Origin of the sequence: Companilactobacillus kedongensis, assembly GCF_003946625.1 — a bacterium.
GTDB lineage: Bacteria > Bacillota > Bacilli > Lactobacillales > Lactobacillaceae > Companilactobacillus > Companilactobacillus kedongensis.
On the sequence record NZ_RHOR01000002.1, the window covers coordinates 97,930 to 112,311 of the forward strand.

The following is a 14,382-nucleotide window of genomic DNA, read 5'->3' on the forward strand; positions in this document are numbered from 1 at the left end:
ATCCAATTTATATTCTCTGGCGGGAATGTGTGGGAATCGAACCCACCCAAGAAGCTACTAACCCCTCATACTAGTTTTGAAGACTAGAAGGAACACCAGAACCTATCCACTCCCAAAAACAATGATAGCATAAAAATTTCAATATTCAATGTGGCATTTTAAAAAATCCTATGCAGGGTTAATATATATTCCATTTGTATATAAAATCTCTACATTGTGATTGATTGTGTTAACAGATGTAATCGGACAGTATACTACAAAGAAAGGTATATTGGTAGTGTGTCAAGTGATTTTTTAATTTAAATAAATATGTAAATTGCTATTAAAATTATGAATATTTTGTGATACTATGAACTTGCGAATGAAAACGTCAACAATATTTCGCTATCATATTTGGAGGGAGGTGAAATGATGGAAAAAGTCACATATTTACTAAAACAACATGTTGGTGCACCCGACAAGCCAATTGTCGAAGTTGGTCAACATGTTCTAAGAGGGGAACTTATTGCAGAACCTAATGGATTAGGTGCTAATATCCATAGTAGTTTAACAGGAACAGTCACAGCCGTTGAGGATGACAGAATTATTCTAGATCCCGATGAGGAACAAGACATGGAGGACTATGTCAAACTTCCTGAAACTGATGATTATCTAAAAGCAATTGAAAATGCCGGTGTCGTAGGTGCTGGTGGTGCTGGATTCCCAACAGCAGTAAAACTTTCAAATAAGATTCCCGGCGGTTATTTAATCGTTAATGCCGCTGAATGTGAACCACTATTTTGTCATAATACTGAGGTTGAAGAACGTTATCCAGAACAAATTGTTCGTGGAATTAAATATTTACTAAAGATCACAGGAGCTAAGGTTGGTTATATTGCAATCAAGAAGATTCACCATGCTGCAGTACTTGCACTTGGTAAAGCTTGCAAGAATGAACCAAATATTCAAGTCAAATTCTTGACTAATATGTACCCAGCTGGTGATGAAAGAGTTATTGTCAGACAATTACTCGATATAGTTCTTAAACCAGGTGAGTTACCTATTAAGGCCAATGCAATCATTCAAAACGTTGAGACAGTTAAGAGAATTGTCGAAGCTATTGAATTGAGAAAACCTGTTATTGATAAAGATATTACCGTTGATGGAAGAGTTAAGGAACAATCGACTGTATACGAGAATATTCCGATCGGATTGTCAGCTAAACACTTTATTGATGCATCAGGTGGTTACGTTAATCCACATGGTGATATCACAGTTGGTGGTCCATTTACTGGACACACTGGTAGTGAAGATACACCTGTTACAAAGACAACAAGTGGATTCTTAGTAGCAATGCCATACCCCGATACTCATGGTAAGAAGTTCGGTATTCTTGAATGTGAGTGCGGTGGTCAAGAACCTCGTCTTAGAGAAATAGTTGATAAAATGGGTGGAAAAGTAGTATCTTTCCGCCGTTGCAAGAGAATGGTTTTAGTAAATGGAAGATATCGTTGTAGTCTTCCAGGAATTTGTCCTGGACAGGCAGATGCAGTCCTTGGAATGAAGAAAGAAGGAGCTGAGTCAATTTTGACTGGTACATGTCAGGATTGAACAAACACCGTAACCGGTGTAGCTCCTCGTGTAGGAGTTTCAGTTTATCATTCTACAGATCACGTTTTAAGAGCAGCAGGTCATAGACTATATCGTAAACTTCCATCTGATTTTCAATCTAAGTAATTTTCAAGGGAGGTAGACAGGATATGTCTATAACTAAAGAAACAGCCATGGACCATATTAATGATCCAGCTGTCCTATGCTGTAGAGCAGAGGGCGGAATTACTATCGAAGCACCAAATTTGGAAGATCCATCATTATTTGATGACTACGTTGATTCCGGACTTCTAGAATTACCAGATGATGTTTTAAAGATTGGTCAAGTACTAGGCGCAACATTGAGCAAAACAACAGATGCACTTATTCCTTTAACAGCTGCAAATGTTGATAACATTCAATCAATGGATGACGATAGTGATGACGATGACGCATCAGCTGATGACGATAGTTCAGATGCAGACAATGCACCTGTAGCTACTGAAGACGTGAATACTGCACCAAGTACAACAGTTGCACCAGCCTCTGTTGCAAGCACTTCTAATGGAACAATCAAGATCGATATTGCCGAAGGTAAAGGAATTCATTTAGAAGTTCCTATGGCCTCAGCAGTATCAGCTGCACCAGCAGCTCAAAGTGAAGCTAAATTAGCAGCTGACGGTAATGCCGCTGCACCAGCTTCAGATGACTCAGCAGACGCTTCATCAGATGATGACGAAGTAGAAGCAAAAGTTATCAGAGAGCTAGAACGTGATCACGTTCAAATCGACAAAGTAGTATTTGGCGACAAGACTGAGATCGATGGTACAACTTTGACTATTAGAACACCTAAAGACTTGTGTAAAGAAGCTGTTGAAACTCAAGATATCGTTAAAGATATGACTTTAGATATCATTACACCTGACGATTATGACAAATATAGTGAAACAATCATGGATGTTCAACCTATTGCTACAAAGACTGAAGGAGAAATCGGTACAGGTGTTACACGTGTAATCGATGGAGCTGTCTTCGTATTAACAGGTACAGATGAAAACGGAGTTCAAATTGGTGAATTCGGATCATCTGAAGGTGAAATGAGCAAGAATATTATGTGGGGTCGTCCTGGTTCTCCAGATAAAGGCGAAATCCTCATTAAAGCTCAAGTAACAATTGAAGCAGGACGTAACATGGAACGTGTAGGTCCTTTGGCTTCCCATAAAGCCGCTGATGTTATTACTCAAGAAATCAGAGAAGCCCTTAAGAAGGCTGATGCTGGTCTCATTACTAAGAAAGATGAACTCAAACAAGTACGTCATCCAAAACAAAAACGTGTTGTTATTGTTAAGGAAATCATGGGACAAGGTGCTATGCACGATAACTTGATCATGCCCGTAGAACCTGTTGGTACATTAGGTGCTAAACCTAACGTTGACCTTGGTAACTTACCAATCATGCTATCACCTCTTGAAGTATTAGATGGTGGTATTCACGCTTTGACATGTATTGGACCTGCTTCTAAGGAAATGTCTCGTCACTACTGGCGTGAACCAATGGTTCAAGCTGCTATGGACGACGAAGATATTGACTTAGTAGGTGTATTGTTTGTTGGTTCACCACAAGCAAATACTGAGAAATTCTACGTTTCTAAGAGACTTGGAATGACAATTGAAGCAATGGACCTTGATGGTGCTATTGTTACAACTGAAGGATTTGGTAACAATCATATTGACTTTGCATCACATCTAGAACAAATCGGTTCAAGAGGCGTTCCTGTTGTTGGTATGTCATACTGTGCCGTTCAAGGTGCTCTTGTTGTTGGTAACAAGTACATGGACGCAATGGTTGATAATAACAAATCTGCTCAAGGTATTGAAAATGAAATTCTTGAGAATAACACATTATGTCAAGAAGATGCAATCAGAGCTCTAGCTATGTTGGAAACAAAGATGGCTGGCGGTAAGATTGAAAAAGCTGAACGTAAGTGGAATCCAAATGTTAAGGAAAATAACCTTAAGGTTATCGAAAAACATGATGGAATCAAGATCGACAGAGCTCCAAATGAGCAATCATTGCCAAAGAGCAAGAAGAGACTTGAAATCTACGAAAAAGAATAATGAATGAAGGGTAACTGGTATGGATAATTACGATTTATTAAATTACGCATCTACAGAACGACTTTTCGAAGGAATCATTTCTGAAGTTACAGATGCAGGTGTCATGATTGAATTAAAGGGAAGATTAGGTACTCTCAAAATACCTAAGAGAATGTTGATTTCTGAACATGAACCACAAATTGGTCATGAAGTAGGATTCTTAATGTCCTATCCCGAAGTCCTATCCGAAACCCCGAATGCAGATTACGTTAAAGCTATTGATGATTATAAAAAACATCAAGTTGAGATAAAACAGCGTACTAAGGAAAGGAAGGAAGAATAATGTCCTTAAAGAAGTATGATGGCTTACAGTCAGAAATTTATGTTCCTATCACACCTCAGCCTGTTTGGGCACCTGTTACAAAAGAGCTGAAAGATATGAAGATCGGAATTGCTACGGCTGCTGGTGTTCATCTAAAGAGTGATAAAAGATTTAATCTAGCCGGTGATACAAGTTACCGTGAGATCCCTTGGGATACAAAAACGGATGATTTGATGGTATCACATGGTGGTTATGATAATAGTGATGTTAATAAAGATATTAACTGTATGTTCCCAATCGATAGATTGCGTGAACTTGCAGATGCAGGCTTTATCAAAGGCTTAGCACCCACAGAATATGGTTTCATGGGTGGTGGTGGTGACATCGAAGCCTTTACAGATAAAACTGGTCCAGAAATTGCTCAAAAATTAAAGGCTGAAGATGTTGATGCCGTAATTATGACTGCCGGTTGAGGAACTTGTCATAGATCTGCCGTGATCGTGCAGAGAGCAATCGAATCCGTTGGGATTCCTACAATTTTAATTGCCGCATTACCTCCAGTAGTACGTCAAAATGGTTCACCTAGAGCTACAGCTCCTCGTGTACCAATGGGTGCTAACGCTGGTGAGCCTCACAATGTTGAAATGCAAACAGGCATTGTTAAGGATACTTTGAAGCAATTCGAAATTCTTGATTCACCAGGAAAAATTGTGCCTTTACCATATGAATATATAGCTAAGGTCTAGTTTGACCATAAAAGGAGGGTATATATTATTCCCTCCTTTTATTGTTAGTAAGGGGATTTTCAAATGAATAAAAATACTCTAACTATAAATGCATTTTCAATGCAAGATGTCACAATTGGACCAAAGTATCATATAACAAATACCAGTCTAGAGATTCCAGATCATCCATTGTTTGATATTGACGATCGGTTAAAATCCATTAAGGTCAAACTAGTTGATCCCAAGGATTGCCATTTTAAAATAAATACAATTATGGATGTTATCCCAATTTCTACAAAGGTTTTGGGTAATATAGGCTACGGCATGTCAAACACACTGACTGGTGTCAGTGTGATTTTGACTGGTGCCGATGAAACTGGTGTGCAATTGCATGAATTTGGTTCTTCAAATGGCTATCTTGATGAAAAAATTAAATTTGATACAGATGGTACCCCTAGTTCTGATGATACGATCATCTTAATTGATGTGACTTTGAAATCAGACTTTGAGTTCAATCGTAAAACCTGTGAAATGGTGTTTAACAGTGCTGATCAGTTTTTACAACCGATCAGAGAAGAATTGAAAGTTATGAACGGTCGCAATGCTGCTGAAAGCTTTGAATATGAAGATATTAAACATCCGGGTAAGCCAAAAGTTGCTGTCGTAAAAGAGGTAGCTGGACAAGGTGCCATGTACGACAATATGGTTTTTGCAAAAGAGCCAGGCGGTATTGAAAAAGGTATATCCATTATTGATATGGACAATATGCCCATTCTACTTTCTGCGAATGAATACCGTGATGGTGCTATTCATGCCTTAGTTTAGGAGGTAGTGAAATGGGTATTGGACCTTCAACAAAAGAAACAACTATGCATCATTTCCATGATCCACTAGTCAGAGTTGTAGCAAGCGACCCTGATGTAGATTTTCAAGGAGTTATCCTCGTGGGAACACCTCAAGATAATTATCTAAAGAATCTGGTAGGTCGAAGAACTGCTTTTTGGCTCGAAGCTATGCGTACTAACGGAGCTATTATTTCAGCCGACGGTTGGGGAAATTCCGATGTGGATTTCATTAACACAATGACTGAGATAGGTGACAAAGGTATCAGTATAGTTGGGCTGAAGTTTATTGGTAAGCAAGCGGGATTTGTGGTCGAAAGCGAACACACAAAATTTGTATTAGATATCAATAAATCAAAAAGTGGAACTGAAACTGAAATTGTTGGTGACAATAATCTTAATGAAAAAGACGCTCATAAAGCGTTGGGACTATTAAAATTAAAAATGAGAAAAGATGGACAAGTTCCAAAATAGGAGGAAAACATAATGCAATTTAGTAGAAGCATGACTGCAATCGATTCACATACAGCTGGAGAAGCAGCTAGAATTGTTACCGGTGGTATTCCAAAGCTAGTTGGTAACACAATCGCTGAGAAAAAGCAGTATTTGATCGACAATTATGATGATATTAGAACATCACTCATGTTAGAGCCAAGAGGACATCATGAAATGTTCGGTGCTTTCTTACTTGAACCATGTAATCCAGAAGCCGACTTTGGTATCGTCTTCATGGATACTGGTGGTTACTTGAATATGTGTGGTCACAACACAATTGCTGCTGTTACAGCTATCGTTGAAACAGGTATGGTTGATGTTGAACCAGGCGCAACTGAAAAGAAGGTTGTCTTAGACACACCTGCTGGATTAGTTCACGCTGTTGCACATCTAAAAGAAGGACTACAAGTAGAAAGCGTTTCATTCCAAAACGTACCATCATTCCTATACAAGAAAGACGTTAAAGTAAATGTTCCTGATATTGGGGAAATTACTTTGGACATCTCATTTGGTGGAAGTTTCTTCGCAATTTTACCAGTTTCAGAAATTAATGAAAAAATTGAAACAAGTAATTCACAAAAATTAGCAGATGTAGGTATGAAGATCTTGCACGCTGTTAATGATCAAGTTGAGATTCAACATCCAACTTTGGACCACATTAAGACAGTTGATTTAGTTGAAATGTATGGCGAACCAAAAGATGAAGAATCAACACTTCAAAATGTTGTTGTCTTTGGTGACGGACAAGTTGACCGCTCACCTTGTGGTACTGGTACAAGTGCTAAGATGGCTACATTACATGCTAGAGGAAAACTTGATATTGACGAGAAATTCGTTTATGAAAGTATTCTAGAAACAAAATTCTACGGCCGTGTTGTTAAGGAAGTAGAAGAGGGCGGACTACCAGCAGTAATTCCAGAAGTTACTGGTTCAGCCTGGATCACAGGATTTAATAATTTCATGTTCGACCCAACAGATCCATTGTCAAAAGGTTTCGAACTGAAGTAGAGGAGGAAACGCCGTGGTTTTAGTTGTACAAATTATTCTAGCAGTAGTATTAATCTACTTTGCTATCATATTTTTCGCAGATTATTATAAACACAGACATGAAAACGACGGTAACATTGTTGTTGCCGGAGTTATCGGTGCAATTACCAATTTCTTAGATACATTAGGTATCGGAAGTTATGCACCTACGACCTTATTATTGAAGGTTACTAAATTTTTGAAATCAGATAAACTGATTCCTGGTACACTTACAGTTGCCTGTACCATTCCAGTTATCACAGAGGCATTTCTATTTATTGATGCCATTAAAATGGAAGGTGCAACCTTGTTATCAATGGTTGCCGCAGCTGCTATTGGATCATTCACTGGTTCAAAGATCATGACAAAATTCAATGAAAAAATCATTAGAATTATCATGGGTATTGCGCTATTCTTAACGGCTATCTTAATGTTACTATCACAACTAGGTGTCATCAGTGCTTTAGGTGCTGGTAATACAGCCCTTGGACTTCACGGTAGTAAATTAGTTATTGCTGTTGTTGTTAACTTTATTTTGGGTGCACTTATGACAGCCGGTGTTGGTTTGTACGCACCATGTATGGCCCTAGTTTATATGTTAGGAATGAACCCAGCCGTTGCATTCCCAATCATGATGGCTTCATGTGCTGTGCTTATGCCAGTTGCAAGTAGAGAATTCGTTAAATCAGGTGACTACAATAGACGTGGTAGTATGGGTATCACAATTGGCGGTATTATCGGTGTTGTAATTGCCGTAACATTCGTTAAGAGTCTTGACCTAACTGTTCTAACATGGCTTATTATTGTTGTTGTTACATATACTGGTCTATCAATGCTTTATCAAGGTATCAGACAAAAGAACGCGGCTTAGTTTTTAAATTGAGGTTTCTATTGAGGTTTTATTAAATTATACGGAGGGGATTATTATGGATACAGCTGATAGATTGATTGTTTGTGGTGGATGTAATGCTAAACTTGGTCCCGGAAAATTAGAGAACATTTTAAAGGATCTACATCAAGATAAAAAACCAAATGTAATGGTTGATTTTGAAACAACAGATGATGCTGCTATTTTAAAAATAAATGATGACACTGCAATTATTCAAACAATTGATTTCTTCCCTTCAATGGTAAGTGATCCGTATCTATTCGGACAGATTGCTGCTACTAATGCTCTTAGTGATGTTTGGGCAATGGGTGGTTCAGTAGTTTCTGCTTTGAATATTGTCGGTTTCCCTGAGGAAATGAATCAATCTATTTTACACAAGATCCTAAAAGGTGGACTCGAAAAAGTAACTGAAGCCGGTGGCTTCTTGGCGGGTGGTCATTCCATCCAAGATCACCGTCCAAAGTACGGACTTTCAGTTAATGGTATCGTTTCACCTAAGAAGGTTTTGAGAAATGATACGTGTAAATTAGGTGATGATCTGATTTTAACCAAACCTTTAGGTGTTGGTATTGTCACGACTGCATACGGAGCTGAACAAATCGGCGAAGAGGAATTTAATGAAGCCATTAAAAGTATGACGACATTAAATAAATACGCTGCTGAAATTATTAGAGATTATCCTGTAACAGCATGTACTGATATTACGGGATTTGGCCTCTTAGGCCACTTAAATGAATTTTTACATGACGAATATACTGCTGAACTAGATTCAACAAGTATTCCCATGATCCCCGCTGCATATGATTGTGCTGAAGAGCTATTAGTAACCGGTGGTGGCCAACGTAATCGTATCTTCTTAGATGGCAAGATCGACTTCACTTTCGATGATCCTGCACTTGAAGAAATTCTGTTTGATCCCCAGACATCAGGCGGTTTGATGTTCAGTGTAGATCCAAAATATACTGATGAAATATTAGACAAATTAAACCAGTTGGAGCTTCCCAGTGCAAAAATTGGTAAGATTGTACCGAAGGGTGATTCAGAGATCGTAGTTAAATAAGGAGAGTGTAATTTTGGAAAAAATTAATGCGTTAGATAAAGTTTGTCCAGCACCAATTATTATGGCAAAGAGAGCCTTGAAAGAAACTGATGAAGTTGAAATATTAGTAGACGATGATATGGCACCTCAAAATCTTAAGAAGTTAGCTGACCAAAAGAGCTACGACTATGATGTTAAAAAAGGTGATAATAATCAGTTCACTGTCACATTAAAGAAAACTGAAAAATCACATGATCAAGCCGAAAGTTCTTCCCTCAATGACCAAGGCAGTTCATATATCGTTGTGATCAATACAGACATCATGGGGCATGGAGACGATACCCTTGGTAAGAATCTCTTACATGGGTTCGTATCTTCATTAACTGAACAAGATGTTTTGCCTGATAAGATCCTTTGTTATAACGGTGGTGTAAAACTACTTGTTGAAGGATCAGATTATTTAACAGACTTGAAGGCCCTTGAAGAAGCTGGCGTCCAAGTTATGGGATGCGGAGCATGTCTCGACTACTTCAACTTAAAAGATAAACTAGCTGTAGGTACTATCACCAATATGTTCAGTATTGTTGAAATGATGAGACAACAGAATCGTATCGTAAGACCAGATTAGAGGCTAAGATAAAATGGAAACAAAATTTGGATTATTGACATTTTCAACTACGCATCAGGCCATCGCAACAAACGAACTTTTAAAGAGTAAACAAGAGTTTGAAACCAGCATAATTTCGACACCTGGAAAGATTTCGGCTGGATGCGGTATGAGTGTCAGGTTCAATTATTCAGATAAAGATGCTATTTTGAAACTTTTAGCTGATGAAGATCTGCAGTTTCAAAACATCTATGTGGGAACACGTGTAGGTGTCAGAATCACTTACGAATTAGACGATTAAAAGGAGTTATCATGGAAACAATAGGTCAAGATCAAATAATTATAGCGACTGCAGGACATGTTGATCACGGTAAAACTACTTTAATCAAAGCTTTGACAGGAATCGATACTGATTCCACAGAAGCAGAAAAAAAGCGAGGCCTAACCATTAACTTGGGCTTCGCTTTTTTCGACTTACCGAATCATGAACAAGTAGGTATCGTTGATGTCCCTGGTCACGAAAAATTTCTAAAAAATATGATTGCAGGACTTAGTGGAATAGACTTAGTTCTCTTAGTTGTTGATGCCGCTGAAGGTATTATGCCTCAGACAATTGAGCACGTTGACATTATGTCATTACTTGGAATCGACAATTATATTGTTGTTTTGAGTAAGATCGATACAGTCGATGATGAGATGAAAGAGTTAGTTACAGAAGACGTTAAAGACTTCTTAGACAAACATAAAATCGATGCACCGATCCTCGATGTTGATGCTATCAGTGGTACCGGTATGAAAGAATTGATCAAGGTTATGGATGAAAAAATTGAAAACATCGAAAAGCCTAAGGTCAATGATATTCCAAGAATCAATGTAGACCGTTCATTTTCTATCAAAGGCTTTGGTACGATCGTTACCGGAACACTGCTTGAAGGTGAATTGAATACTGATATGACTCTGGAAGCCTTTCCTAGCGGTAAACAAACTAAAATAAGAAATATCCAAGTTCACGATCGCAACGTAAAGCGTGCTGAACCCGGAACTAGAACAGCTATCAATTTGACGAATCTAAAGACATCCGAGATCCGCCGTGGGGATGTTTTGACACTTCCTGACAATATCAAGAAGACGTGGATGCTCGATGTTGACTATAAGATGTTGCCAGATAAGGATGCCAACTTACTAGGGTTGTGGACTCGTGTTCGTGTATATTTAGGTGCACGTGAGATCATTGCTCGAGTGGTTCCTTTAGGTATCGAACAAATTGATGCTGATAAAGATAACTATCTCCAACTTCGTTTGGAAGAACCAGTTGCCGTCAAGAAGGGTGACCGTTATATTTTACGGACGTATTCACCTATGGTTTTGATCGGTGGCGGTAGTGTGCTTGACCCTAATCCGGACAAGCATCGTCGTTTTAATGAAAAAGTATTGAAGCAATTATCAGTCAAAGCCTCTGGTAATCAAGAACAAATCGTCTTAGATTTCCTTGATAATTCGAGTGCTTTAGGATCAAAGATCCCTGAATTGGCAGACTATTTGAACTTATCCAATGATGATGTTCAAAAGATGATCAGTGATTTGGTAAAACAAAAAGAAGTTGTTAAGATATCTGGTTTGATCATCAAAAAGTCTAAACTAGAAGATTTCGATAAAGAAATTCTCGACACACTTTGGAATTACCATAAAAAGAATCGCCTGCAAAAGGGGATGCCAAAAGAGGAATTGATCACTAAGTTCAAGATTTCAGTTGATGACAATAAGATAATGGAAAAAATCTTAAAGAAGATGGCTGAATTAGGACAGATCAATATCTTAGGATCACTGATCGCTGCTGGTGACTTTGAGGTCAAATATAACAAGTATCAACAAAAGGCTCATGATGAAATTATTAGTGAGTTGAATAAATCACCATTGATGCCACCTAACTTTGATGATCTAATCGGATCTGATAAGACTAAGGAAGAAGTGCTTAAGGCTATTGAAGGTGAAGAGGTTCTTCGTTTAGGTGAAAAAAACGTTATGTTAAAATCCGCCTTTGACGAAGTGTCCAAGAAAGTCGTTGATTATTTGAAAGAAAATGAAACGATGACTTTGGCTGAATTCAGAGATTTAACTGGAGCTAGTCGTAAGTACGGAATGATGACACTTGAGTATATGGACAAGTTAGGAATTACTCGTAGGAAAGAAAATATGAGAATTTTGGCAAAGAAGGAATTATAATGATCTATTTTGATAATGCTGCAACTACTGCAATTAAACCCAAAGAAGTCGGAGAGAGCGTTTCAAATGTTTTGGTAAGTGGTCTTTATGGTAATCCCGGTCGTGATTCATCTGAATTCAGTGTTAACAGTGGGGTTGTCGTTAATCAGACTAGAGACAAGCTTGTAAAGCTGTTTAATGTTCCATCCAATGATTTAGTCACATTTACGACTAATGTCACTGAGAGTCTTAATACAGTTTTGAAGGGTATCCTTAGGGAAGGTGACCATGTCATCACAACTGATTACGAGCACAATTCTGTTTTGAGACCTTTGGCTCAATTAAAAGAGAAACGAAATGTTGACGTTGATTATGTAACTTTTGATAAAGAGACAGGGTTACTCTGTGTTGAAGATTTTGAAAAGTATTTGAAACCCAATACTAAAGCTGTTGTCTGCAATAATGCATCAAATGTAACTGGCTATGTTTTGCCGATCAAACAGATCAGTGGGTTTTGTCAGAAGCATGATCTATTATTGATCGTTGATGCAGCTCAAACAGCTGGAGTCGAAGACATCGATATTCAAAGAGATAAAATTGATGTTCTTTGCTTTACTGGTCACAAATCATTGTATGGGCCACAAGGTATTGGAGGGATCTGTTTTAGAAAGCCAATCGAAATTGAACCACTAAAGAGCGGTGGAACTGGAATTGATTCTTTCAACACGAGTATGCCTAAATTCTTCCCAACACGTCTTGAAGCGGGAACAATGAATGTGCCTGGTATCGTTGGCCTGTCAGCAGGTATAGATTACGTAAATAAAAAAGGTATTGATAATATTAAAAATTATATTAATGGTCTTGTTTCAAGAATCATGGAAACTTTACAACAATACCCAGAAATCAAGATCTATACTCCATTTAATGCTGAAATCACTGGTACAGTAGGTTTTAACATTGGTGATATTGATTCTGCTGAAGTCGGTCAGTGGCTTTGGGATAATTACCAAATTGCTACTAGACCTGGAGCTCACTGTGCTCCACGAGTTCATGAAAGATATGGCACAGTAGAACAAGGTATCGTTAGAATTTCATTGTCCAGTTTTAATAAGGATGAAGAAGTGGATACTTTCCTAAAAGCAATCAAAGAATTTATGGATATTTATAGAAGGGGACTCTAATGGATCAAAAAAAGTTATTCAGAAGTTTACCATCAGTTAATGATTTGCTAAATTCCGATAAGATATCAGAATTGTCAAAAACAGTCGGTGCTAATGAACTGAAAAACTTGGTTCAAGAAGCAATTGAAGATGCTCGTCAATCAATTTTGAGCGGTGATATAACTGATGCCGGCGAAGTATCGATTGAATGCATGTATCAAGATTTACTAAGTAAGATGGATGATGATCGAGTTTTAGAATTACAACCAGTTATCAATGCTACGGGAGTAATTCTCCATACTAATTTAGGACGTGCCAAGTTGGCCGATTCAGCCCGTCATGCTATCGACGCCATTGCTAGTAATGCAACTAATTTGGAATATGACATTACTTTAGGAGAGCGTGGCGATCGTTACAAGGCAATCGGCAAGTTGGTCAGTGAATTGACTGGTGCCGATGATGCGATTGTTGTTAATAATAATGCAGCAGCCGTAATGCTAGTCTTGAGTACCTTCTTTAGTAATAAAGAGATCATTACTTCTCGTGGTCAATTAGTTGAGATCGGTGGTTCGTTCAGAGTACCTGATATTATCACTTCAACTGGTGGTATCTTGCGTGAAGTAGGGACAACTAACAAAACTCATCTACGTGATTATGAAAATGCCATTAATGAGAATACTGGTGGTTTTTTGATCGTTCATACAAGTAATTATAAAGTTATCGGCTTTACCGAAACACCTGATTCTAAGGAATTGAAGAAGTTAGCCGAAAAGTATGATTTACCACTTATGAATGATCTAGGAAGTGGTTTGATGCTTGACCTATCCGAATATGGTTTAGGCAAAGAACCAACTATCAGCCAAGAATTACAGAATTGTGATTTAGTTATGTTCTCAGGTGATAAATTACTTGGTGGACCACAAGCTGGTATTATTGCCGGTAAGCAGAAGTATATCGACAAATTAAAACACAATCAGTTATTGAGAGCTTTGCGTGTTGACAAGATGACTTTGGCTGCTTTAACTGAAACTTTGAAGATTTATCGTGATCCAGAAAAGGCTATGACTGAAATACCAGTCTTGAATGCCTTAACTGTTATTGAGGATAAGTTAAAAGAACGTGCTGAAAACTTGTTGTCATTGATCAAAGAGAAGACTTCGTTTGATGCTGAAATAGTTGCTGGAGATACAGTTGTTGGTGGGGGTTCATTCCCAGATGTTAAATTACCAACATACTTGTTAAGTCTTGAGTCTGATATTCCGGTTGTGAAGTTAGATAAGCTTTTGAAATATGTTAAATATCCATTGATTTCAAGAGTTCATGATGAAAGTATTTTGTTTGATATTAGAACAATTGATGATCCAGAATTTGATAAGATCATTACTGATTTAAATGAAATCAAGAAATGAA

Annotated in this window: 14 protein-coding genes and 1 tRNA gene; 14 read left to right on the forward strand and 1 reads right to left on the reverse strand. The window is 37.9% G+C overall.

Annotated elements, in window-relative coordinates:
• Window positions 1-17: 17 nt before the first annotated feature.
• Window positions 18-114 (reverse strand) — tRNA-Sec (locus tag EKM60_RS11085).
• Window positions 115-411: 297 nt separating this feature from the next.
• Between EKM60_RS11085 and prdC the strand changes: the two genes are divergently transcribed.
• From prdC to selA, 14 genes are all read left to right on the forward strand, one after another.
• Window positions 412-1,716, forward strand: a complete 1,305-nt coding sequence (gene prdC / locus EKM60_RS02250; RefSeq protein ID WP_263853079.1) for a proline reductase-associated electron transfer protein PrdC — start codon at window positions 412-414, stop codon at window positions 1,714-1,716.
• A gap of 23 nt (window positions 1,717-1,739) precedes the next feature.
• Entirely contained in the window at window positions 1,740-3,686 is a 1,947-nt protein-coding gene (prdA, locus tag EKM60_RS02255) for a D-proline reductase (dithiol) proprotein PrdA (RefSeq protein ID WP_125712048.1), read from the forward strand.
• 19 nt (window positions 3,687-3,705) lie between these two features.
• Window positions 3,706-4,008, forward strand: coding sequence for a CBO2463/CBO2479 domain-containing protein (locus EKM60_RS02260; protein WP_125674949.1), 303 nt, complete (start codon window positions 3,706-3,708; stop codon window positions 4,006-4,008).
• Window positions 4,008-4,733: a D-proline reductase (dithiol) protein PrdB gene (gene prdB, locus EKM60_RS11265; RefSeq protein WP_125712050.1), complete on the forward strand. Its 726-nt coding sequence runs from the start codon at window positions 4,008-4,010 to the stop codon at window positions 4,731-4,733. Before EKM60_RS02260 ends, prdB begins: the two co-directional genes overlap by 1 nt.
• A gap of 63 nt (window positions 4,734-4,796) precedes the next feature.
• Window positions 4,797-5,537, forward strand: coding sequence for a proline reductase cluster protein PrdD (gene prdD, locus EKM60_RS11270; RefSeq protein WP_125712052.1), 741 nt, complete (start codon window positions 4,797-4,799; stop codon window positions 5,535-5,537).
• Between the two features lie 11 nt (window positions 5,538-5,548).
• On the forward strand, window positions 5,549-6,028 hold the full coding sequence (locus tag EKM60_RS11275; protein WP_125712054.1) for a glycine/sarcosine/betaine reductase component B subunit: 480 nt from the start codon (window positions 5,549-5,551) through the stop codon (window positions 6,026-6,028).
• Window positions 6,029-6,040: 12 nt separating this feature from the next.
• Entirely contained in the window at window positions 6,041-7,057 is a 1,017-nt protein-coding gene (locus EKM60_RS02280) for a proline racemase family protein (RefSeq protein WP_125712055.1), read from the forward strand.
• A gap of 13 nt (window positions 7,058-7,070) precedes the next feature.
• Complete coding sequence (locus EKM60_RS02285; RefSeq protein ID WP_125712057.1) at window positions 7,071-7,946, forward strand: TSUP family transporter; 876 nt, start codon at window positions 7,071-7,073, stop codon at window positions 7,944-7,946.
• Between the two features lie 55 nt (window positions 7,947-8,001).
• Entirely contained in the window at window positions 8,002-9,024 is a 1,023-nt protein-coding gene (selD, locus tag EKM60_RS02290) for a selenide, water dikinase SelD (protein WP_125712059.1), read from the forward strand.
• A gap of 13 nt (window positions 9,025-9,037) precedes the next feature.
• On the forward strand, window positions 9,038-9,631 hold the full coding sequence (gene yedF, locus EKM60_RS02295) for a sulfurtransferase-like selenium metabolism protein YedF (RefSeq protein ID WP_125712061.1): 594 nt from the start codon (window positions 9,038-9,040) through the stop codon (window positions 9,629-9,631).
• Between the two features lie 13 nt (window positions 9,632-9,644).
• Entirely contained in the window at window positions 9,645-9,911 is a 267-nt protein-coding gene (locus EKM60_RS02300; RefSeq protein WP_125712063.1) for a DUF3343 domain-containing protein, read from the forward strand.
• Between the two features lie 11 nt (window positions 9,912-9,922).
• On the forward strand, window positions 9,923-11,833 hold the full coding sequence (gene selB / locus EKM60_RS02305; RefSeq protein ID WP_125712065.1) for a selenocysteine-specific translation elongation factor: 1,911 nt from the start codon (window positions 9,923-9,925) through the stop codon (window positions 11,831-11,833).
• The gene (locus tag EKM60_RS02310) at window positions 11,833-12,993 is read left to right on the forward strand and encodes an aminotransferase class V-fold PLP-dependent enzyme (protein ID WP_125712067.1); all 1,161 of its coding nucleotides are present in this window, start codon (window positions 11,833-11,835) and stop codon (window positions 12,991-12,993) included. Before selB ends, EKM60_RS02310 begins: the two co-directional genes overlap by 1 nt.
• Window positions 12,993-14,381 (forward strand): L-seryl-tRNA(Sec) selenium transferase, encoded by a 1,389-nt coding sequence (gene selA, locus EKM60_RS02315; protein WP_125712069.1) that lies wholly within the window; start codon window positions 12,993-12,995, stop codon window positions 14,379-14,381. Before EKM60_RS02310 ends, selA begins: the two co-directional genes overlap by 1 nt.
• The last annotated feature ends 1 nt before the right edge of the window (window position 14,382 follow it).

What these genes read in the sequence shown, in the direction of transcription:
- prdA (WP_125712048.1), top strand. Translation starts at nt 1,740, where the DNA reads ATGTCTATAACTAAAGAAACAGCCATGGACCATATTAATGATCCAGCT.
- EKM60_RS02260 (WP_125674949.1), top strand. Translation starts at nt 3,706, where the DNA reads ATGGATAATTACGATTTATTAAATTACGCATCTACAGAACGACTTTTC.
- prdD (WP_125712052.1), top strand. Translation starts at nt 4,797, where the DNA reads ATGAATAAAAATACTCTAACTATAAATGCATTTTCAATGCAAGATGTC.
- EKM60_RS11275 (WP_125712054.1), top strand. Translation starts at nt 5,549, where the DNA reads ATGGGTATTGGACCTTCAACAAAAGAAACAACTATGCATCATTTCCAT.
- EKM60_RS02280 (WP_125712055.1), top strand. Translation starts at nt 6,041, where the DNA reads ATGCAATTTAGTAGAAGCATGACTGCAATCGATTCACATACAGCTGGA.
- selD (WP_125712059.1), top strand. Translation starts at nt 8,002, where the DNA reads ATGGATACAGCTGATAGATTGATTGTTTGTGGTGGATGTAATGCTAAA.
- EKM60_RS02300 (WP_125712063.1), top strand. Translation starts at nt 9,645, where the DNA reads ATGGAAACAAAATTTGGATTATTGACATTTTCAACTACGCATCAGGCC.
- selB (WP_125712065.1), top strand. Translation starts at nt 9,923, where the DNA reads ATGGAAACAATAGGTCAAGATCAAATAATTATAGCGACTGCAGGACAT.
- EKM60_RS02310 (WP_125712067.1), top strand. Translation starts at nt 11,833, where the DNA reads ATGATCTATTTTGATAATGCTGCAACTACTGCAATTAAACCCAAAGAA.
- selA (WP_125712069.1), top strand. Translation starts at nt 12,993, where the DNA reads ATGGATCAAAAAAAGTTATTCAGAAGTTTACCATCAGTTAATGATTTG.